Source organism: Lactococcus allomyrinae, from assembly GCF_003627095.1.
GTDB lineage: Bacteria > Bacillota > Bacilli > Lactobacillales > Streptococcaceae > Lactococcus > Lactococcus allomyrinae.
The window spans coordinates 1,390,598-1,412,976 of record NZ_CP032627.1; the positions used below are offsets into that span (position 1 = coordinate 1,390,598).

Genomic DNA, 22,379 nt, shown 5'->3' on the forward strand with positions numbered 1-22,379 from the left:
CACTGACAGCTTTTTTTATACAAAAAAATCATAACTCAACAGTTATGATTTTTTAAATATTTCAAAATCGGAATCTAACATTCCAATAAGTGGATTGAAGTTCCCAGTCAGAATCATCTTTTCTGTCAAAATTCCAGACTGAATCACTGGCTCCTCATCATCTTCTTCAAAGAGTGAAATCGCCTTATTTACGACAACTGATGTTTTTTTGTCAGTGCTGACAGACTGGTCAACAGATGCTTTCTCAAAACTGTCAGTCACTTCTTTGATGTCAGTTATTTTTTCAGTCAAAAATCGCTCAATTAGTCCTGTTTTGCGGTTTGCTCCAGCTTTTGCTACAGCTGCGGCAAAAGCTTTTCGCTCTCCAAGTAAGATAAGACTTTGTTTTGCTCGAGTAATGGCTGTATATAAAAGATTACGCTCCAACATTCGTGAATAGCTGGAAACCATTGGAACGACCACAGTAGAAAACTCTGAACCTTGTGATTTATGAATAGACATCGCATATGCCAGTGTAATTTTGTACCACTCTGCTCGTGGATAACTCAATTCTTGACCATCAAAGTCCATAACCAGCTCATCTTGTTTGCTCTCAGTAAATTTTGCAGGAATTAATTCAATAATAATACCCAAATCACCATTAAAAACATTGGCTTGAGCATCATTAACCAAATGTAGAACCTTGTCTCCTTCACGAAATTTTAAATCATTAAAGTTAAATTCAAGTCGCTCCTCAAGAGGATTAAAAAGATTTTGGAGCAAGATATTCATTGCATTTATCCCAGCAATTCCTTTATACATTGGTGCCAAAACTTGTAATTCAAAAGGATTATTCCCACGATTTTTCCAAGCTTGCGCAATTTGCCCGATGAGTTGTGGAATCTGCTGACTACTTGCTTCAAAGTATGAGCGGTCTGCTTTCTTCTCCGTAAAATCACGAGGAAGTTCTCCGTTTTTAATGTGGTGCGCTAGATTTGTAATTGTGGAATCATTTCCTTGACGGAAAATTTTATCCAACTTAATTGATGGTATTTGAGAAATTTTCAGCAAATCAGCAAAAACTTGCCCTGGCCCAACTGAAGGAAGTTGGTCTCCATCTCCTACTAATAATACCTTCATCGAACTCGGAATCGCTTGAAATAGCTTGTTTGCTAACCAAGTATCCACCATCGAAAATTCATCAACAATCAAAAGACTACCTGATAAATCATTACCAAAAGACTCCGTATCTTCATCTTGACCCAGACCAAGATGTCGATGAATCGTTGCCGCTGGTAAACCTGTCAATTCATTCATCCGACGCGAAGCCCGCCCAGTCGGTGCCGCAAGCAATATCGGAAATAAGTCATCTGTATAATGTGCTGGTTCCAAGTCGATTTTATGAATTCTTGCATAAACCTCAATAAAACCATTAATAATCGTTGTTTTCCCAGTTCCTGGACCACCAGTCAAAATGAAAAACTGTTGGTTCATCGCACCGATAATCGCACATTTTTGTAACTCATCATAAGTAATTTCGAGATCGTTTTCAACTTCTGTCAGCACTGACAGGATTTTTTTATCAGCAAAATTTTTGTCAGCACCGTCTGTTTCAGAAGTTCCTATTTTTTGGACGCTATTGTCAGCAACTATTGTTTTTGTCAGTGCTGACAGACTTTTTTTAATTCCTTCTTCTGCAAAAAAAAGCGAATTTTCAAATATTTTAGTTCCATCTTGTTGAATTTTTCCGTCAATAATCAGATGATTAATTTCAGCAGCAACTTCTGACGGATTAACTTCAACATTTCGTGCTTCTTCAAGCAGAAAAATGGTTTCAGAAAGAAGTTCTTTTGCCTCAATATAAGTATCTCCTGTCGCCAAAGAATGTGTATTGACGACATGCAAAAGTGCTGCCCGAAAGCGATTAGAGCTATCTGCCTCAATGCCTAACTCGTTAGCAATCTTATCTGCAGTTTTAAAACCAACACCCTTGATTTCTTCAACAAGCTGATAAGGGTTTTCTTCAATCTTCTCAAGCGTTTCATCTTTATAAAGTTCATAGATTTGAAAAGTGATTTTACTTGGTAAGCCATATTCTGCAAGCTTTGCCAATACTTTTTCCATTCCATGATTCTCTCTCAAACGCTTGATAAAAGAATTTTTACGCGCAAGTGTCAATAAACCATCTAACTTCTCAGGTGCTTCAAGAATACGGTCTATTGTATTTTCAGGGAAAAGCTCAACGATTTTCTCTGCTGTTTTTTTCCCAATTCCTGGAAATTTATCTGACGAAAAATACTTTACTAGTCCCGCACTTGATGTAGGCATTGCCTTTTCATATTGCAAAACTTGCAACTGCTCACCATATTTTGGATGATGAGTCAGATTACCATAAAAAGTATAGCTATCTCCCTCAACCACATCCCCAATTGTACCATTGACGACAATTTCCGAATCATCATAATCAGCATTAGTTTCATCAATTTCAATGAGTAACACCTTATAAAAATTACTCGTGTTGCTAAAAAAAATTGCCTCAACAGAGCCTGTCACATAAGTCTTTTCGCTCATAATACTTTATCCCAGATTTTCATTTCAAAATGACGATGTCCCGACTCCAAAATGGTAAGTGTGTTATTAGCCAATCCACCACCAGTACGCAACTCTGCAACATCAAAACCCGCTAAATGTCGTATTCCTGCTGTGCCTGAAGCCCCATGACCAACCAATAATACATTCTCCAAATCAGCCGTCAACAAATCCCTTGCCAATGCATCAAATCTTGAGAGAACTGATTCAACAGATTCTGCACCAAAAGCTGAACCATCAAACTTGTCCAATTCAAACCTAGAATCATGCATTTCTTTTGGATACTTGGCAATTGCGTCCGTAATCAAACAACCCTCTAGCTCACCAAAATTCCATTCTGACAGCCTATTGTCAGTACTGACAGCGCTGTCAGTAATTAATTTTGCAGTCGTCAGTGCCCTTTGTTGTGGGCTAGACAATACCTTATCAAAAGAAATTGGATCCAAATACTGACGAACACGTTCAATTGCTTGATAAGACTCAGGTAATAAAGCAGAATCTCCTTTCTGCCCTTGTAACCTTCGTTCTAAATTCCATTCCGTCTTACCATGTCTTACAAAATAAATTTTCATATCTAAAATGTGAGGACGATTACTTTGAAGTACAAAAAATTCCTCAATAACGACTCTGCTATATACTATAAATCAGTAAGCTCATTTTATCAGTCGTTCTGCAATAACAAGTTCTGATGCACTTTTCACGTCAGAACAGGTACAAAGCACCATAAACCATTGTATCCTGTTACAATGATCTAGCTACAGTATAACATCCTATCGAATTTTAAAGCAGAGCCAGTATAGCATAACTTCAGAGCGTCCGTATCCAGTTCCTTTCTTTTATTTAACCAAGCAAGTGCCTGCTAAATCCCCCACCTCTTTTAGGTGGAGGGATAAGCAGCACTAAGCTTTGCTTTCGTTCTACTAACATCAGCGGGAGAGAAAGAATCTCCCACTGATGAAGTAATTACTTCAAATTTCATAAATATTATAATGTCCAAGTATTCGCACCGTTACACCCAGACTTTTTAACTCTTCTAGCGCATAGGAAATCTTCTCATTTTCAACTAAATCAATGATGAAGAAATACTGCCCCAATCGTGTTTTCAACGGACGAGATTCAATTTTTGTCATATCAATATCACGCCAAGCAAAGACTGAAATAGCCTTATGCAATGCTCCTGGAAGATTTTCTGGTAGAGTAAGTGCAACACTAACTTTTTGCCCACAGCTTGCCAATGGTATCTCAGGAAAACAATGTCCCAATAACCAAAAGCGTGTATTATTTAATTCAATATCCTGAATATCTTTTGCTAAAATCTCCAATCCGTAGATACTCGCAGCTTCTTGATTAGCCACAGCCGCAATTGGCTCAGTAGAGTGATTTTTCACAAATTCTGCTGCCATCGCTGTAGAATCTACCGCAATAAGTGATGCTTCAGGGTAATTTTTCTGCAGAAACTCTCTTGTTTGAGCCAAACCTTGAGGATGTGAATAAATTTTCTCAATTTTTTTATTTAAGTTAGTAACTAATAAATTTTGTGAGATAGACAGTACAACTTCAGCCACAACTTGTGCTGTACTCTTATGAAAAAGACTATCTATCGCAAGATTTACCGTTCCTTCTATGCTATTTTCTATGGGAATTAACGCAAAATCACAGTTCTTCTCATCATACGCGGAAATGACATCAGCAATCGTATCAAAAGCAAGTAAATTTCCTTTAGGAAACGCCGACTTTGCAGCAATATGAGAAAATGAACCTATCGGTCCTAAATACGCTATTTTTATTTCTTTTTTCACAAATTTCCCTGCCAATCTCGAATTTCTTGAACAATCTTGTCTGGTTGCTTATTATCCACAACAATAACTAAATCTGCTACTTCTTCATACACGGGAGCTCGCTTTTCAAATAATTTTCGTGCAAATTCCTTATTCTTAGCTAAAGGACGTTGATTTTTATCATCTTTTAAAATTCTTTGCCACAAGACATCAAAATCACTTTTTAGATAAACAACTTGAGTTTGAAAACCTAAAACATCCAAATTTCCAGCATTTTCTACAATACCGCCACCTGTTGCAATCACAAAGTTCATATGAATCGCAGCCTCAAAAACTTCTTGTTCCACTTGACGAAAATCATCCTCGCCAAATAAATCAAAAAATGTTGAAATCGGCATCTCAATTTGCTGTTCAATCATCTTATCCAAATCAATAAAATCATCCGATAAAAGTTTTGCCACTGTGGACTTTCCGGCTCCCATAAAGCCTATTAAAATTATACTCATAAATCTATCCAATATCGGCATTCACCGTCTATGATATTTTCCATTTGACCACCTGCTTGTTCAATCACATGACGGCTCACTTCATTCTCTACTTTTGCACAGACTAAAACTCGATAAATACCATGTTCCTTGTACTTTTCAAGTCCAAATTCTATCATTTTCCCTGCTAGTCCTCGCCTCCGAAAACTTGGAACAACAGCATATCCGATATGTCCACCTGTCCGAAATAAGCTTCCTTTTTCAATCTGCCATCGACAATTCAACATTCCCACCATGACACCCTGCTCAAAAGCGAAATAAGTTGTTCCTGATGAATGATTAGGATCATCATTTTCTATTTTTAAATCTTCTACAAAGCTTAAATAATCCTCAAACTGTAGCTCTTTTGCTTTTTCAATCATAAAAAGATGATGAAAAGGATTTTCATCTTTTTTCCATTCAGTAACAAAATCTGAAAATGCCCTTTTATCATCAAAATTCAATTCACGAATTTCCATCTAGACGCTCCAAATCATCAAAAAAGCTTGGATAACTTGTATTAATTGCCTCAGCTCGCTCAAGTATCATTTCGCCTGATGAAACTAAAAGGCTCGCAATCGCTGCCATCATCCCAATCCGATGGTCTCCAAGAGTATTCACAGTCGCAGCATGAAGTGGTGTTTCTCCTTGAATAACCATCCCATCTGCTGTCGGCTGAATATCTGCACCCATTGCACTCAAACTATCTGCCACCACAGCTATTCTATCCGTTTCTTTAACTTTCAACTCCTCCGCATCTCGAATAACCGTCTGACCTTGTGCTTGAGTTGCTAAAAGAGCAATAATTGGTAATTCATCAATCAATCTTGGAATCAAACGCCCTGAAATTTCGCAGCCTTTAAGCTGACTTGTGCGAACACGAATTGTAGCTGATTTTGCTACATCATCCTGCTCTAAAAATTCAAGTTCTGCACCCATTGCGGAAATGACATCCAAAATCCCTGTTCTTGTTTCGTTTATTCCAACATTTTTCAAGACTATTTCCGAATTTGGCACAATTAGAGCGGCAACCAACCAAAAGGCTGCTGAAGAAATATCCCCTGGAACCGTCACATCACAAGCAATTAAAAATTGTCCACCAGGCACCAAAATAGTTTGTCCTGATACAGCAATCTCTCCACCAAACTGAATAAGCATTTCTTCAGTATGACTACGTGTCTTCTCTTTTTCTACTATCTTAGAAACTTCACCTTTAGGAGTTTGTAAAGCAGCAAAGATTAAGGAAGATTTAACTTGGGCAGATGCCACAGGCAGTTGATAATCAATTGCAGATAACTTACCACCTTTTATTACCAAAGGAGGCAAATCTCTTGATGTCTGCCCTGTAATATTCGCCCCCATCATTCTCAAAGGTTGAGCAATTCTATCCATCGGTCTTTTTGACAAAGAATCATCACCAAATAACGTAGATTCAAAAGGTAAGCCAGCAAGAATACCCGAAATCAAGCGCGTTGATGTTCCAGAATTCCCCATATCAAGTTTTTGTTTTGGCTGTTTTAGTCCTTCAAAACCCGTTCCATGAATTTTAATTAATTCACCATCATCTTCAATCTCAACTCCCATCGCCCGAAAAGCATTCATCGTTGAGATAACATCTTCTCCTCGTAAAATATCGCGTACATTTGTTGTACCATGAGCAATCGCTCCAAACATAATACTACGATGCGAAATAGACTTATCTCCTGGAACCTTTAACTCACCACGCAGCCCTCGTGAATCTATTTTTAACTTCATTTTTCATCCATCCTATATAGTTAACCCACTGTAAAATTCACAGTGAGTCTTTCATAATTCTTTACAGTAAGGCATAGTGATGCAGCCAGTACTTTCCATTTCAAGATTTTTATCCATAAGCCGAAAAACATAATACTCAAATATTTCTTGAAATACAGATTGTAATTTCTCTCGAATTCGAAATAACAAGCACACCCTGCCTTTGTTCTACTAAAATTATAACAAATACACGCCTATTTTGCTTTACGCAGTTGTGAAAAGAAATGAAAAGCACGTATTATTTCTCGTGCTTTTTAAAAGTAATCGCTTCAATATACTTAAATCTGATTCAGATATTCTTCTCGTGTCAAAGCGTAATAATCCGCTAAAAGATATTCTCCAGCATAATCATCATAAATCTGACCTAACTTCTTCATCCCTATTTTTTCCATTACTCGTCCAGACTGATAATTTCCAACAAAGTGGCTTGCTGTCAAAACTTGGAGTTTCAACTGATTAAAAACAAAATCTCTGAGACAACTTGCTGCTTCTGGCATCAGCCCTCTCCCCCAATAATCGGGATGAATAGACCAACCAAAAACTGCGCCCTCTCCTCTGACTCTCAAATCAATTGAACCAATTAATTTCTGAGTTGTTTTTTCAACAATACCATAAATAGTTAATCTATTTTTCATGAAGAAATTAACAATATCTAATTTCATAGCTTCCAAATCTTCTACAACTTTGAAACCTGCATTTTTGGCAAAATTTTCATCACTCGCATACTCCAAAATATCCTGTGCATCAGATCTCTCAACTTTACGCAAGATTAAACGTTTCGTTTCAAATTTCTCATGTTCTGCTAATAAAATAAGTGTTTCCATCTTTATTTCCTCTTTATCATGCCACTTTGAAATCTGTTGCAAATTCTATAATCTCTCTTGCTCTCACCAAATCTTTTTCTGTTTTAAAACTAATTTGTAGTTGACCATGAATATCTTCACGATTTTCTTCATTTATTTTAATATTTGTGATTGAAATATCTTGTAGAAGTGCTAAAACTCTTAGAATCACTCCTTTTTCATCTGGAACAGAAATAAATAAATCGTAAAAATTAGGAATTGCACCTTTATGAATTTCCATTCCTTGCCTGATTTTCTTACCTGTATCAAAGAATGATTTAATTGCTTTCTCATCTTTTAAAGAAATTTTTTCTGAAATCTCATCAAGCTGCGCTTTGAAATCTTTAATTCGATTAAGAATTGGCTCTGGGTTAGATAATAAAACTGCAGTCCACATCGTGCTATCCGCCTCAGCAATCCGTGTCATATCTCTAAATCCGCCGGCTGCGAGATTTTTGACTAAAGGATGCTCTTTTGAATAATCATCCGATTGCTGAACTAAAGATGAGGCTAAAATATGAGGAAAATGTGAAACTTGTCCTGTAATTTTATCATGTTCTTCAGGATTCAATATGATGAACTTGGCGTGCAAACCAGAGAGTATCCCTTGTAGTTCTGAATTTTCTTCTGTCAATACATAATAAGCATTTTCAAATAAATTGACATCTGAAGCTAGTATTCCTGATTTGTGAGAGCCAGCCATTGGATGTCCTCCAATGAATTTCACATTTTTATCATGAAAAACTTTTATTGCTTTTTCCATCACTTGCGATTTCGTAGAACCAGTGTCGGTAATAATGACATCTTTCTTTAATTCAAGCTGGCTCAATTGACCCAATATTTCTAATGTTACATTTATCGGAGCAGCGAGAATAATAACATCTATCTCTTGGATTTGCTCTAATCTTGGAATAGTTTCATCAATAATACCCAGACTTTTTGCAAGTTTTTGAACTTCTTTTTTATCATGACCAATAATTTGATGCTCAGGATGATTTCTCTTAATCCCTAATGCGATGGAACCACCAATTAAACCCAGTCCAATAATTAATATTTTTTTCATTTTCTCACTCTTTCGTTAAAGTAACGCAAGTTCCTTTACCAATTTCAGATGTAATCTCTATTTTAAATTCTAATTTATCCAAAATTAATTTCGCAAGATACAACCCTAATCCCGTTGACTTTTGTTGAATTCGCCCGTTAAAACCAGTAAAACCGTGTTCAAAAAGTCGCGGAATATCTTCAGAAAGAATACCAATTCCTGTATCTTTAATGCTGAATTTCCCTTGTTCAATTTGAACCAAAATTCCACCTTCTTTTGTATATTTAACAGCATTATTAAGCAGTTGTTCAATAGCCAAACTCAGCCATCTTTGATCACTGACAACTGACCAATCTCCCTCAATCTTTACTGACAAATTTTTTTGAATGAAGAAACTACTATATTTTTTTACCAAATCTTTTGTCAGTGCTGACAGACTAATATGATTAAATCTAAAATCTGTTGCAAGATTATTTATTCTTTGATATTCAAGAAGTATTTTCAAATAATTTTCCAATGAAAAAAGCTGATTTTTTAGTTCTCTCTCATTTATCTTTGTCTGCGTCATTAAATCAATTGCAGATAATGGAACTTTCATTTGATGAGACCAAACGCGGATAATATCTTCAAAATCACGCTCTGCAAGGATTTGTTGTTCCAATCTTTTCTGTAAGTTTTGATTTTCTTTTGTCAGCACTAACACTTTTTCTCGAATTGATTTCCATCGAAAATAAGAAGAAACTAAGTAAATAAGAAAAATAATCAAAGCAAATAAAGTGCTATTCAGAAACGCCATCATTGGCAAATGCCAAAGCAAAAAATCTACAACATAAATAGCTAAAATTAAGAGGAAAACCCCTATCTGCGGTAACTTTGATTTCAAAAATTTAAACCAGAGCATAGCCACATCCTCGTTTCGTCATAATGTGTTCATCAAAACCAATCTCAGCTAATTTTTTACGTAAACGAGTCATTTTTACGTTCAAAGTATTCGTATCAATAAACTCATCAGTTTGCCATAACTCCTGTAAAATCTTCTCTTTTGTCACGACTTCACCGTTCGCTCGGAAGAGTAAGGTTAAAATTTTATTTTCAGATGTTGTTAGTTCAAGCTCAATTCTGTCAGCACTGACGAGATTTTTGTCAGTACTAATTGAGTTTTCTGTCAGTAAAAATCCTGCAAACTCTAACTTCTCAGCACCTGAAAATGAATATGAACGCCTTAAAAGTGCCTTAATTTTTGCCGACAATATTTCCAAAGAAAAAGGCTTCGTAACAAAATCATCTGCTCCCTGATTCATCGCTGTAATCTGATTCATATCATCTGACGATGATGAGATGAAGATAATAGGAATTTGAGAAACTTTCCTAAGCTCACTTGTCCAATAAAAGCCACTATAAAATGGTAAACCAATATCCATTAATACTAAATCTGCATCAAATTCTAATATTTCCTGCTTAACAGCTCTAAAATTTAAAACACTTCTCACCTGAAATTCATTTTCCAATGAAGCTTTAATCGCTTTAACAATAATCTCATCATCTTCCACAATAAAAATCTTATTCATTCTTCTCTCCTCTCACTTTCTCCACTGTCTTCTATTACAATTTTTAGAACATTTAAAATGAATCTAATTTAGTTTTAACAGCCATTTCAGTCCCACTCAATCGCTCATACCAAAGTTTCTTGGTTCCTAATACCCCAGCAAAAATCACATCTAAGATTGGCAATGCAAGCAAAGCAAGCACAATCATTGCCATCAAATAATTTTGCGCCAAATCCTGCTCTGGTACCTCACCTGAGCGCTGTAAAAAATACATTTCCAAATAGACTAATGCAAAATTCGCTGACATCAGCAGTTGTCTTAATAAAATACGCCATCTATTTTTCGATTTTATCCTTATCCTCAACAATAACTGTCCTAAACTCGCTTTAAATACAACAGGAATAAACAGAAATATAATAAATTCTGATAAATAGGCGTAAGGAAGTAAAATTCCAACAATCAATACTACAAAACCATCTACTATAAAAGCAACAAAACGTCGAAGCAAACTCACTTTAGCCTGCTCACTAGCCACACCATCTAACTCAGGAAGAACTTTTTTCAAAAGCATCGCAAGCGCAAATCCGAGTAAGCTTCCCAAAAGATTAATCATCAAATCATCCACATCAAAAAGACGATAAGGCCTAGGATAGAGTCCCAAAAGTGCTGAACGTTGCAAAAGTTCAAAAGATAAAGTTAGTAAAAAGCCCAAAATAACTGTTTGCTTAAATGTTCGTTTAAATAAATAACGCAAATAAATCCCAAAAGGTATTGTCAACAATAAATTGAAAAATGGCTGAATAAATGTAAAACTTTTAATAGCCGGTAACCATGTTGCTGGCTCATCTAACCGAAATGGACTATATAATATAAACTGTCTAACAAATTCAAAAGGTACGAGATTTTGCTTAGGTCCTGTCATCTTTGCGACTTCTGCTACATCAGGTAAAGGAAAAAGTGTCATTGCATAAGCACAGATTAAATACAAAATAAAAGAAAAATTAACAAAGAAACGCCAAGGGTTGACATGACCATATCTTCGATACTGCACGATTAAATACGGAATCAAAGCAAGCAACAAAAAAACAAAAAATAATAAAACACCAATTTGGATAGAGTGAAGGTAAGTTGTCATAATTTCCTTTCATTAAAACTATCAATTCTATATCTGATATTCTTGAACGCTTGAGAATAGCTATAATCCCAACAAGACAGAACATCTTAAGATTTTCCAAAAAATTAAAAACAAATTAATATAAGCAATAGCCATATTAAACTTATTAATGAAATATTCTGGTTTGAAATCAACCTACTATGAAACTTTGTTCCCATTATACCAAAAATTAAGCTATTCCTCCTCCCTACCCCTATTATCAGACTAAAAAACTCAAACAGCTCTCACCATTTGAGTTTTACGATTATCTAATATAACTAATCCTTTGTCAGAACCAACAACGGATTGACGTTGCAATCTAACTTCATGGTTCAAAAACAGCATCCGATAAATTACTCGGTACACCGTTCTGCGAACGCAGTCTACATTCGTTTCTCTGACTATGCTGTTCATTTACTTAGCTACTAAAAGCAAATGGAATTCACCTTACCCTGTTGCTTTAGCAGCTGAGAACTAATGGACACCTGCGGTATAAAATCCTATCGGATTTTAAAGTGGGGCTAGTATAATTTGCAACAACTTTTGTCCTCTTTGCACATCTCCTTGGGTATCAGATAAAACTTCTATATATTCGGCCGAATTTGTCACGACAATTGGAGTAACTGTTGAAAGTCCTGCCGCACTAATAGCATCTAAATCTACTTCTGCCAAAATATCACCTCTCTTGATATGCTCTCCAACAGAAATCTTCAAATCAAAAGGTTTCCCCTCCAAACTTACAGTATCCAATCCGATATGTATTAAAATTTCAACTCCTTCGTCACTTGTAATTCCAACCGCGTGTTTGGTGGGGAAAGTCATTGTAACCACGCCATCAACAGGTGATACAATTTTACCATCTGTAGGTCTTATCGCAATTCCTTTACCTAAAATCCCCGTTGAAAAGGCTTCATCTTCTACATCGCTGAGTGAGATTGCTTCTCCATTCATTGGTGAGAAAAGTTCAATCCTATGTGAAACAGCTTGTTCTTCATGGTCTTCCGCCCAATGGTCTGCCTTATCTTTTTCAGACTGTGGAATTCCCCAAAAATAGGTTGCAATAAATCCACCAGCATAAGCACTTAATAGACCAATAATATAAATCCACCAGCGTCCACCTGCAATCAAAGGAATAAGCGCAAGCCCCGAAGGGCCTACAGTAATCGCTCCTGCATTACCCAGTGCACCAATTACTGCACCACCAATACCACCACCGATACACGAAGTGATAAAGGGTCGTCCCATCGGCAGAGTAATCCCATAAATCAAAGGCTCACCAATCCCCAAAATTCCAACGGGTAGAGCACCCTTGACCAACTTCACAAAATCTTTATTTTTTCTCAAGCGAATCCATAAAGCAATAGCGGCACCAACTTGACCTCCTCCAGCCATTGAAAGCAGTGGAAGTAACTGAGTTGAACCTGTTTTTGCAATCATCTCCATATGAATCGGTGTCAAAATCTGGTGCAATCCAAACATAACTAAAGGTAAGAAGAAAGCGCCTAAAATAAATCCGGAGAAAGCTCCACCAACATTGAGCACCCAGTTAATACTTCCTACTAAACCAGCAGATACCCAACCCGCAATAGGCATGATTAAGAAAATAGTTGCCAGTCCAATAATTAATAAGCTCAACGTTGGGGTAACAATAATATCAATTGAATCTGGTACCCATTTATGTAGTCGTTTTTCCAGTAACGATAAAAGCCATACAGCGAAGATTGCTCCAATAATCCCCCCTTGTCCTGCATTTAAAGGGGTCCCTGTAAAAATATTAGTTAATGGAGCATCTGGTGTCACACCTGTTAATAATGTTGCGGCTCCAATAATACCGCCCAATGATGGGGTTGCGCCAAATTCCGTTGCAGCATTAATCCCTGTAAAAATAGCAAGATAAGTGAAGATACCATTTTTCAAAATGTTTAATACTAGCACCGTTTGTTGCCAAGTTCCAGCATCAATCGATCCAGCAGCAATTAGGTTTGATAGTATTGAAGCTACTCCACCAATCAGACCAGCACCAACTAATGCTGGAATCAAAGGAACAAAAATATTAGAAATAGATTTTAAAACAGCTTTAAACTTACTCGGCTTATCATACTTATCTTTAGCTGCTGATTTTGTACGAGCAGCGAGTTCCGCTAGGTTTTCTTCACTTCCAGGAAAAGTGTCGCCAAGTTTGACACCTACCCTATCTACCATTGTTTGCGCAACCTTATTTACTGTTCCAGGTCCAATGATTACTTGCAAAGTCTCATCATTTACCGTCCCTAAAACACCATCAATTTTCTTTAAATTATCCATATTAACTTTTGAATAATCTTTAATAGTCATGCGTACACGAGTCATACAATGAATGACACGTACAACATTACTCTCTCCTCCGACTTGCTCATAGATTTCACGAGCAATACGCTTTACTTTATCATCTGCCATAAGTGACAGCCTCCTTTTTAAGATGTTAAGAGTTCCTTGACTCCAATAAGTGAACACTATTTTGAAGGGATTACTTCATGTGGAGAATTCTTTCCCCACCATCAATATCAAAGTATAGCCTCACATCAAAGATATGAAGGCATCCTACCTGAAATCTATCTCGCTTTGTTACGCTGTCGCTTTCACTAACCGACTAAAGTCGGAAGTTCAAATCGCAATCGCTAAAGCGCACTATCCCTAGGACAGTAGAATAAAAACACGCACTTACTAGGTTAAACTTTTTTCACAAAGTATCTTTCACAAAGCCTTTGGCAGAAATTAATTTTTGCTCTGCTGTTTTTTTATCTGTTTGAGTCAAAATCATGACAATCGCAAGTTTTACATTTTCCTGCGCTTCGATAAACTTGAGTGTTGCTGTTTCATAGTCACACTCTGTTGCTTGCATGATAATACGTTTTGAGCGTTCAACCAACTTTTCATTCGTTGCTTTTACATCAACCATCAGATTATTATAGACTTTACCAATCCCAATCATTGAAATTGTTGAAATCATATTAAGAATTAACTTTTGTGCAGTTCCTGCTTTCAATCGGGTTGAGCCTGTCAAAAACTCTGCTCCACAATCGACTTCAATTGGTAAATCTGCGTGCTGACTAATTTCAGCATTAAGATTACACGAAATCGTTCCTGTATTTGCCCCAACTTCTCGTGCATAATTGAGCGCACCAATCACATAAGGCGTTCTGCCACTCGCAGCAATCCCAATGACCATATCATCTTTAGTCAAATCCAAATGAATCAAATCTCTCTTTCCTAGATCCAAGTCATCTTCTGCACCTTCAACCGCAATCGTCATTGCTCTTTCTCCACCTGCAATCAAACCGATGACCATCTCTGGACTTACACCAAAGGTTGGAACACATTCCGCTGCATCAAGAACTCCTAATCGGCCACTTGTTCCAGCACCAAGATAGATGAGTCGTCCTCCTTTATTGAAAGCTTCAATGGTTGCTACGATAACTCTCTCAACCTGTGTTAATGATTTTTCGACGGCCTGTGCAACTTTTTTATCCTCTTGGTTCATCAATGCTACTGCTTCACTCACACTCATTTTATCAAGTCCAAAAGTATTTTTATTTCTTTTTTCTGTAATTAAATTTTCTAAATTAAGCAATTCTTACCTCTTTTACGAAATTTTATTTTATATTTATATCAAATATAATATCATAAAAGAAATTTTATTTCAACCATTAAAATAAAAAAAGAGCTTAATCACTCTTTTTTTCTATTTTGTTAATTGCTTTTAGTGATTTCAGGATAGAATCTCGTGAACGCTCAAAATTATTACTAACATAAGTATAAAATAAAATATCAACAAGATAAATTTGTGCCATCATAGATACCGTAGCTGCTTGCCGAAATTCAAAATTCTCTCCAGAAATAGAAATTAATGGATAATCTGCACTCCGTGCCAAGCTAGAATTTTCTTTTCCTGTAATAGCTACTGTCGTAATTTTCTGATTTTTGGCCAATTCAACCATTTCTAATACTTCCTTTGACTCACCTCTATCACTTACTGCAAAAAATAATTTTTTTTGCTTATTATTCATCAATATAACTGCTGTTGTATGCGTATTATCTTCGCACATCGCAGTTTTACCAATACGATTGAATTTCTGGGCAAGGTCTTGCGCCACTAAATATGATGCTCCTATGCCAAATACAAAAATAAGTTGCGCTTCTTCAATCAGCTGGGCAGTTATTTTCAGAGCATCATTAGAGAGATGTTCATTAACTAATTCTGTCATGTGATTAATTCTGGCTTTTAGTTTAGATTTAATAGAATCAATTTCTTCGTTTGGCCGTAATTCTTGAAAATCTGTTTCAGATTGAGCATTTGCCTGCCAAATAGAGAGCTGCTGTTTGAGGTGAGGGACTCCATCAAGCCCAATTGACTTAACAAATCGAACGACTGTAGCTGGCGAGACTTGACTATTTTTTGCAATATCTTGTGTACTTAAAGTAATAATTTCTTCAGGAAATTTCAAGATATATTCTCCAACTTTTGCTTCATTTGGGGAAAGTTCTTTTAGCTTAGATTGGATTTCTAGTAAAATGTTCATACTTTTATTATATCATAAGCATGAAACTTTATTTCACAAAAAAAGATGCCGAAGCATCTTTATCTTATCTTTCAACAATTTTGTAGTAAACTCTGCTTGTAATTTTGTAAATGAGGTAATAGATAGCAGCACAGCTCGCAATAGTAATCAGGCTGATGGTCAGTGTTAGATTACTATCCACCACACCAAAAATCATCAAAATCTTATCAATCATCCGATAAGCCCCTAGAAGGTGAAGAATCGTAATGACCAACGGCAAGAAGAAAATCATACGCACTTGAGATTTGATTGTTTTTTGAACCTCAGCCTTTGAAAGCCCAACTTCTTGGAGAATCTTGAATGACCTTTTATCTTGTGCTCCTTCAGAGAGCTGTTTATAATAGATAATCAAAGCTGCTCCAAGAATGAAGCTGGCTCCTAAAACAAAACCAATAAATACAAAACCACCAATTTGGGCACGTTGAGTTTCCCATGTTTCAGTACGGTAACTTAGTGATAGACTATCATCATTTCCATTTTGTCGATTGAAGGCCGTTGTTAATTTCTTTTCATCTGCCTTGTTCACTTCAAACAACGTCATTGTGATTGGAAGTTGTGTATAATCTTGCTCACCCTTGGTTGAATTGTAATTCTTTAATTCTTGATTCATTATTTTCTCGTTGGCAAATACCATTAATAATGAATTTGTTGGACTTATTCCTTCTGGAAAATTCTTTACTGATTCGAGATGGCCAGCAACACGGTATTGATGACCATACCAGTCTACTGTATTAACTGTAGTCGTTGCACTTTTCTTATCACTTGATAAGTCTAAAAGCAAGACCTGATTTTCTGTCAGTGCTGACAAATCTTGATTACCAAGAGATTTTAAACTATCTATCGTTGTCAGCGTAACAAAATAATCATCTTGATCAAGAAGTTTTGTACTTCCAGAACTTCTTGCTATAAATTGTGTCTCAGAACCTACTTTACGTGTAATTTCAAGGTCTGGTGACATATAAAGAGTAGAAAGACTATTGACTTTGACACCTGCATCTGACGCTGCTTTTTCTGTCAGTGCTGACAGGTCTGCACTCGTTTTTTTATCACCAAAGGATGTAATCTGCGCCTCTTTAGGGAATTGAGTCTTGACCATATTCTCTGTTCCAAAGAAAATTCCCAGACTGACAATAACTGTCACAATTGTCATTGACAATAAAATGGTAATATTACCGAGACCAATTGCATTTGCTTTCATTCGATAAAGCATCGAACTTGTCGTGATAAAGTTATTAGGTTTGTAATAACTTGGACGCTTCTTCTTACGTTTGAGATACCATACGGTAAAACTCACGTAGAAAAAATATGTTCCGAAAATAACAAGAAGTACGGCGATAAAAAATTTGACCAAAGCAGCTATTGGATTTTCAACAGTGAGGGCAACATAATATCCTGCTACAAGTAGAATCACTGCAAGTCCAGCAAAGAAAATATTAGATTTAGGCTCTCTTTCGCCTTTGGACTCTTCACGTAACAAATCAAGACTTGATGATTTCCAGATAATGAAACTTCCGATAATCATTAAAATCAGGAAAAAGATGGCATAGATAAACATAACAATTCCGATAGCTATTGGATTTATCGCCAAGTTAAAATAACTTCCTCCGATAAGATTGACGAAGATTAAATAAAGAAACTTCGAAAAAGCAATACCACATATTGTTCCGATAACAACTGTGATGATATAGCTAAGTAAAAGCTCAAGAAAAGCTACGCCCGCAATCCGAACTTTACCAAATCCAAGAATATCATAAAGTCCAAACTCTTTTGACCGTTGAAGTTGTAAGAAACGGTAGCTATAAATTAAAATTAAAATCGAAAAAATTGTTAAGATGATAAGCGCAAAGCCCATCAATTCAGCAACTGCACTTCCTCCTCTAAGTTTATCAATAGAAGGTGAAAGTCCAATAGATGCCGTTACAAAAATCATGACAAACATCGTAATACAAGCCATCAAAAAAGGAGCAAAACTTTTAAATCCTTTTCTAATATTACTTGTGGCGAGCTTCAAACTAAGCATGGTTTCCTACCTCCGCTCCGATTTTTCTCGTAGCTTCGAGCTTTCCTCCTTGACCATTTTGAGCTGTTTCTACCTGGCTACCTAAAAATGCAGTCATGGAAAGAGTAATCTCCTTAGCAAAATCTGTTGCTGTTTTTTCGCCACGATAGAGTTGGTGATAAAGAACCCCATCTTTGATAAATAATACACGCTTCGCATGACTTGCGGCAAGACTTGAGTGGGTCACCATGATGATGGTTTGACCAATATCATTGATTTCTTCAAAAAGGTTAAGTAAGTCCTCAGAATTTTTAAAGTCAAGAGCGGCAGTTGGTTCATCAGCGAGAACTAAATCAGGTTGACTAATCAGCGCACGCGCTACAGCAACTCTTTGTTTTTGCCCACCAGAAAGTTCAAAAGGCTGCTTTTCAAGTAGAGGTTCAATATGTAATTTCGGTGCAAGTTGTTCCAATCTTGATTTCATAACTTTCACATTTTCTTTAGCCAGTACTAAAGGAAGATAGATATTATCTCGCACACTAAGTGTATCCAAAAGGTTAAAGTCTTGGAACACAAACCCTAGATGGTCGCGGCGGAAAGCTGAGATTTCCTTGTCATTGATTGCTGTGATATCTTCTCTATTTAACAAAACTTGCCCAGATGTTGGTTTTTCAAGCGTTGATAAAATATTTAAAAGTGTTGTTTTTCCTGAACCTGACTCACCCATGATAGCGATATATTCACCATTTTCTACTCCAAAATCAATATCAACAAGGGCTGTTGTTTCTTCTTTTGAGAAACGAGTTTTAAAAATCTTCTTCAGGTGTTTAACTTCGAGTAACATTTTGACCTCCGATAGTTTGCTATGTATAAGTTAGCAAACTTTACTGTTTTTAGACTATTATTCTTTAACTATTTTGATTATTTTTGATTCTTGTTCAATTTTTGCAAGCTTATCCTTTAGAGCATGGATACTATAAATAAGACAACCTCCCATGAGTGAAACAAGGACAATTGTGATACCCATTAATGCAATATTTAACTGTAAAAATGTCATTTTATTTTCCTCCGAGATTGTATTTTTTGTTAGAAGGTTTACTGACAAACCTTATGATTTACTGATAGCCTTGTCAGTCAGCTCTTCAAGTTCTGTCAGTACTTTTACCGGAACTTTTGTTTTCGGTAGCTCTTGCCAGCTCGTAATTATCTGGCGTTTTTATTATATTTTACTTCGATATAAGTATTTTTTCGTAAAGTTTTTGACGATTGGAGAATAACTTTTACTTTTTTATTCACATTGGGTGAATCATAGTCATAAAGATACGCCACATCACCATTTTTTGTATTCCACAGAGTTTTTTTACCTTCCTACATGATTTTTCATATAACACAGGTTTTCACCGCGGTACACAAATTGATAATAACTATACATTCCACCCACAATCAATACTATTATTGCAAGTAACCAATAATAACTTTTTTCATTTTATTTTTGAATTTCCTTTAATGCTGGTGATGGGATTTTTGGCTTTTGAACTTCTTCCCAATTTGTCACCCCTTTAGCTTTATTGTATGTTAATTTTAAATAAGCCTCGTGACGCAAGTTATGGTCTGCATTAAAATCAAGTTTTTTCATTTTTCCATTTTTATCATATGCTTTTTCTTTGTATTCATAGTGATAATACGTTTTACCTGTATCATCCTGATCTTTTACCTTTTTTCCATCTTGCGTAACTTGAATATAATAAGATGTCCCTCCGTAGCTTATCTTATACCAGGCATATCCTGAGCCTGCAATAATAACAATTAATGCGATTAACCCAAATAACATTTTTTTCATTCTTCTAAATCCCCTCTAATCCTTTTCTTTGAAAAGTTTTTGATTTGATAAATTAATTTTAACAGGGAATACAGAGATTAAAACTTACAAATTTGTAAGCTTATATTTTTTAACTTAGCAAGTGCGTACTAAACTCTGCTTTCGTTCTACTAACATTGGTGGGGGAGAAAGAATCTCCACCAATGAAGTAATCACTTCAAGATAAAAAAAATAGACTCGTAAGTCTATTTTGGAATATGAATATCTAGTAGGACAACTTCCTGTCCTTCTGGTCTTGAGCGATAAGGATTGTAGAAAATTGCTGACATTTCCACATAATCTGGGTGAATCTCTTTTGGTGCGCCCATGATGATGTTGTCCTCAAAATCATGAGTGAAACTATCAATAAAAGAATTACACTGACTCATATCATCAAAAACTAACATTTCATGCTTGTTTACTGTGACTTCTACGTGTTTCATGCTTAAAACTCCTTTATACGAGCTCGATATGACTCTACTGCTTTTCTTAGCTCTGTAAAATTATCGCTACTAAATTTCTCGCAGATTTCTTGTGCAAGTACTGTTGCTACAACATTTTCCATAACAACACCTGCCGCTGGAAGCGCCGTAGGGTCTGAGCGTTCGACACTTGCTTTATAAGGTTCATGACTCTCAGTATCAACAGACATCAATGGCTTATAGAGTGTTGGAATAGGTTTCATCACACCACGTACAATAATTTGTTCACCATTCGTCATCCCGCCTTCGAAGCCACCAAGATGATTGGTCTTTCTTGTATATCCAGTTTCTGCATTCCAAAGAATTTCATCCATGACTTGACTACCAGGAAGACCACCAGCTTCAAATCCGATACCAAATTCTACACCTTTAAAAGCATTGATTGATACTACGCTATATGCGATTTTTGCATCTAACTTGCGATCATACTGCACATAGCTACCAAGTCCTGCGGGTAAACCTTCAGCGCGGACTTCAATAACTCCACCAATCGTATCTCCTGCTTTTTTAATTGTGTCAATATAAGCACGAATTTCATCTGCTTTGTCAGTACTGACAACAGATAAATCATTCTGACGTGCCGTTTGTTGAATTTTTACTACTGACAAAGGTTCTGTCAGTACTGACGAAAGGTCAAAAGCTCCAAATTTTACAACATGATTGGCAATTTCAATCCCAAGTTCATGGAGTAGTTTTTTTGCAACAGCACCCACTGCGACACGCATGGTTGTTTCTCTAGCTGATGAACGTTCTAATACATTACGCAAATCTTCAAAATCATATTTCATCCCACCAACAAGGTCTGCGTGTCCTGGTCGCGGCTTTGTTAGCCGGCGTTGCGACTTCACTTTATCTTCAACATCATGGCTTGCCATGATTTGTTCCCAGTTTTTAAAATCACGATTAGTCACATTAAGCGTGATGGGGCTGCCAATTGTTTTACCATGACGAACACCAGATGTGATTTCAACTTGATCAGACTCAATTTTCATCCGTCCACCACGTCCGTAACCGCCTTGGCGACGTTTTAGTTCAACGTTAATGTCTTCCGCTGCCAATGGTAGTCCTGCTGGAACTCCTTCTATAATAGCGGTCAAACGTGGACCGTGACTTTCTCCTGCTGTGAAATATCTCATAATTCCTCCAATTTTATATAATCTTCAATTGCTCTTTGTATTTTAGGATTGAATAGTGGTAAATCAAACTTTGCCAAATCTATCCACGCTAAACTCTGAGTTTCATCGTCATGATACGTTAAATCTACCACACTTTTTTTAACTTCACAACTATAACAAATATCCGTTGGTTGAACTTTATCGCCATTTGGATAGACAAACTCACCCCAGTTGTATGTGCCAAATTGATGAATTATCTCAAAATCGTGGATTCCTGTTTCCTCAAAAATTTCACGATAAAGTGCTTCTTCAAAGGTTTCGTCCAATTCAAGACAGCCTCCGGGTAAATCCCAAAGTCCAGAATCCATACGCTTTTGAAGCAAAACCTCACCAAATTCATTTCGTAAAAAAGCAACAACAGCGACGGTCAAAATTTTGTCATGCCCCACTTTACTGCGGAGTTCTCTGATATAATCTGCCATTATTTTCCTTCCCAAAATCCGATAATATCCGTCAATTTTTCTATTTTTTGAGATTTTTCTGCTTTGATAAAATTAATAGACTGAATACCACTGTTATGAGCAACTTCGATATCAAGCTGACGGTCACCAATATAATAAGTTTTGAATTTATCAAGCTTGTACTTTTCCAACAAATAATCCACACCCGCAGGATTTGGTTTTCTTGGAAAGCCATATTCACTTGTGACTACTTCTGTAAAATACTCCGAAATGCTCAGCTGCTCAAGCAATTGATGAGCATTTTTACCTTTATGCGTATAAATAAAATTTTCAATCTCTTGAGACTTCGTCCAATCTAATATCGCTTTTACGCCCTCCATCAGCTTGATCTCATCATTTTTTGCTGTGGTTTTTTCGGTAAAACTTGACTTTATCAAATCAAAATCAACAGTTTGTGCTTTTAATAACTCATTGACCGAATACTTTTTAATGAACTGATAAACTCGCGCACGTTCAAAAGGTAAATTAAAATTTGAAAAAGTTTCTGACAATGCACTCAAAAACACATCATAGCTGTCAATCAGTGTCCCATCCAAGTCCCAAATAAATGCTGTCATT

Annotated in this window: 23 protein-coding genes; all 23 read right to left on the minus strand. The window is 36.2% G+C overall.

The window, feature by feature from the left end:
- Positions 1-42: 42 nt before the first annotated feature.
- Positions 43-2,550 (minus strand): SF1B family DNA helicase RecD2, encoded by a 2,508-nt coding sequence (gene recD2, locus D7I46_RS06490; protein ID WP_120772160.1) that lies wholly within the window; start codon positions 2,548-2,550, stop codon positions 43-45.
- Positions 2,547-3,140: a histidine phosphatase family protein gene (locus D7I46_RS06495; protein WP_120772161.1), complete on the minus strand. Its 594-nt coding sequence runs from the start codon at positions 3,138-3,140 to the stop codon at positions 2,547-2,549. The genes recD2 and D7I46_RS06495 overlap by 4 nt, the downstream gene beginning before the upstream one ends.
- 396 nt (positions 3,141-3,536) lie before the next feature.
- Complete coding sequence (gene pheA / locus D7I46_RS06500; RefSeq protein ID WP_120773310.1) at positions 3,537-4,355, minus strand: prephenate dehydratase; 819 nt, start codon at positions 4,353-4,355, stop codon at positions 3,537-3,539.
- A gap of 8 nt (positions 4,356-4,363) precedes the next feature.
- The gene (locus D7I46_RS06505; RefSeq protein WP_120772162.1) at positions 4,364-4,852 is read right to left on the minus strand and encodes a shikimate kinase; all 489 of its coding nucleotides are present in this window, start codon (positions 4,850-4,852) and stop codon (positions 4,364-4,366) included.
- Positions 4,849-5,349: a GNAT family N-acetyltransferase gene (locus D7I46_RS06510; protein ID WP_120772163.1), complete on the minus strand. Its 501-nt coding sequence runs from the start codon at positions 5,347-5,349 to the stop codon at positions 4,849-4,851. The genes D7I46_RS06505 and D7I46_RS06510 overlap by 4 nt, the downstream gene beginning before the upstream one ends.
- Positions 5,336-6,625, minus strand: a complete 1,290-nt coding sequence (aroA, locus tag D7I46_RS06515; protein WP_120772164.1) for a 3-phosphoshikimate 1-carboxyvinyltransferase — start codon at positions 6,623-6,625, stop codon at positions 5,336-5,338. The genes D7I46_RS06510 and aroA overlap by 14 nt, the downstream gene beginning before the upstream one ends.
- A gap of 317 nt (positions 6,626-6,942) precedes the next feature.
- A complete protein-coding gene (locus D7I46_RS06520; RefSeq protein WP_120772165.1) occupies positions 6,943-7,488 on the minus strand; it encodes a GNAT family N-acetyltransferase in 546 nt (181 codons plus the stop codon).
- A gap of 16 nt (positions 7,489-7,504) precedes the next feature.
- Positions 7,505-8,569 (minus strand): prephenate dehydrogenase, encoded by a 1,065-nt coding sequence (locus D7I46_RS06525; protein ID WP_120772166.1) that lies wholly within the window; start codon positions 8,567-8,569, stop codon positions 7,505-7,507.
- 4 nt (positions 8,570-8,573) lie between these two features.
- Positions 8,574-9,449, minus strand: coding sequence for a sensor histidine kinase (locus tag D7I46_RS06530; protein ID WP_120772167.1), 876 nt, complete (start codon positions 9,447-9,449; stop codon positions 8,574-8,576).
- A complete protein-coding gene (locus D7I46_RS06535; protein ID WP_120772168.1) occupies positions 9,436-10,116 on the minus strand; it encodes a response regulator transcription factor in 681 nt (226 codons plus the stop codon). The genes D7I46_RS06530 and D7I46_RS06535 overlap by 14 nt, the downstream gene beginning before the upstream one ends.
- A 52-nt stretch (positions 10,117-10,168) precedes the next feature.
- A complete protein-coding gene (locus D7I46_RS06540) occupies positions 10,169-11,230 on the minus strand; it encodes a VanZ family protein (protein WP_120772169.1) in 1,062 nt (353 codons plus the stop codon).
- A gap of 252 nt (positions 11,231-11,482) precedes the next feature.
- Complete coding sequence (locus D7I46_RS13270) at positions 11,483-11,662, minus strand: hypothetical protein (RefSeq protein WP_162930843.1); 180 nt, start codon at positions 11,660-11,662, stop codon at positions 11,483-11,485.
- Positions 11,663-11,758: 96 nt separating this feature from the next.
- Entirely contained in the window at positions 11,759-13,684 is a 1,926-nt protein-coding gene (locus tag D7I46_RS06545) for a glucose PTS transporter subunit IIA (RefSeq protein ID WP_120772170.1), read from the minus strand.
- Between the two features lie 283 nt (positions 13,685-13,967).
- Positions 13,968-14,795: an N-acetylmuramic acid 6-phosphate etherase gene (gene murQ / locus D7I46_RS06550; RefSeq protein ID WP_240424527.1), complete on the minus strand. Its 828-nt coding sequence runs from the start codon at positions 14,793-14,795 to the stop codon at positions 13,968-13,970.
- Positions 14,796-14,952: 157 nt separating this feature from the next.
- Positions 14,953-15,807, minus strand: a complete 855-nt coding sequence (locus D7I46_RS06555) for a MurR/RpiR family transcriptional regulator (protein ID WP_120772172.1) — start codon at positions 15,805-15,807, stop codon at positions 14,953-14,955.
- A gap of 64 nt (positions 15,808-15,871) precedes the next feature.
- A complete protein-coding gene (locus D7I46_RS06560; protein ID WP_120772173.1) occupies positions 15,872-17,866 on the minus strand; it encodes an ABC transporter permease in 1,995 nt (664 codons plus the stop codon).
- On the minus strand, positions 17,859-18,689 hold the full coding sequence (locus D7I46_RS06565; protein WP_240424365.1) for an ABC transporter ATP-binding protein: 831 nt from the start codon (positions 18,687-18,689) through the stop codon (positions 17,859-17,861). The genes D7I46_RS06560 and D7I46_RS06565 overlap by 8 nt, the downstream gene beginning before the upstream one ends.
- Positions 18,690-18,746: 57 nt before the next feature.
- On the minus strand, positions 18,747-18,902 hold the full coding sequence (locus tag D7I46_RS13275) for a hypothetical protein (protein WP_162930844.1): 156 nt from the start codon (positions 18,900-18,902) through the stop codon (positions 18,747-18,749).
- Between the two features lie 429 nt (positions 18,903-19,331).
- On the minus strand, positions 19,332-19,685 hold the full coding sequence (locus D7I46_RS06570; protein ID WP_120772174.1) for a YxeA family protein: 354 nt from the start codon (positions 19,683-19,685) through the stop codon (positions 19,332-19,334).
- Between the two features lie 224 nt (positions 19,686-19,909).
- Positions 19,910-20,146, minus strand: coding sequence for a hypothetical protein (locus tag D7I46_RS06575; RefSeq protein ID WP_120772175.1), 237 nt, complete (start codon positions 20,144-20,146; stop codon positions 19,910-19,912).
- 2 nt (positions 20,147-20,148) lie between these two features.
- Positions 20,149-21,321, minus strand: a complete 1,173-nt coding sequence (gene aroC, locus D7I46_RS06580; protein ID WP_120772176.1) for a chorismate synthase — start codon at positions 21,319-21,321, stop codon at positions 20,149-20,151.
- The gene (locus tag D7I46_RS06585) at positions 21,318-21,782 is read right to left on the minus strand and encodes an NUDIX domain-containing protein (RefSeq protein WP_120772177.1); all 465 of its coding nucleotides are present in this window, start codon (positions 21,780-21,782) and stop codon (positions 21,318-21,320) included. Before D7I46_RS06585 ends, aroC begins: the two co-directional genes overlap by 4 nt.
- Positions 21,782-22,378, minus strand: coding sequence for an HAD-IA family hydrolase (locus D7I46_RS06590; RefSeq protein ID WP_120772178.1), 597 nt, complete (start codon positions 22,376-22,378; stop codon positions 21,782-21,784). Before D7I46_RS06590 ends, D7I46_RS06585 begins: the two co-directional genes overlap by 1 nt.
- Position 22,379 lies beyond the last annotated feature (1 nt).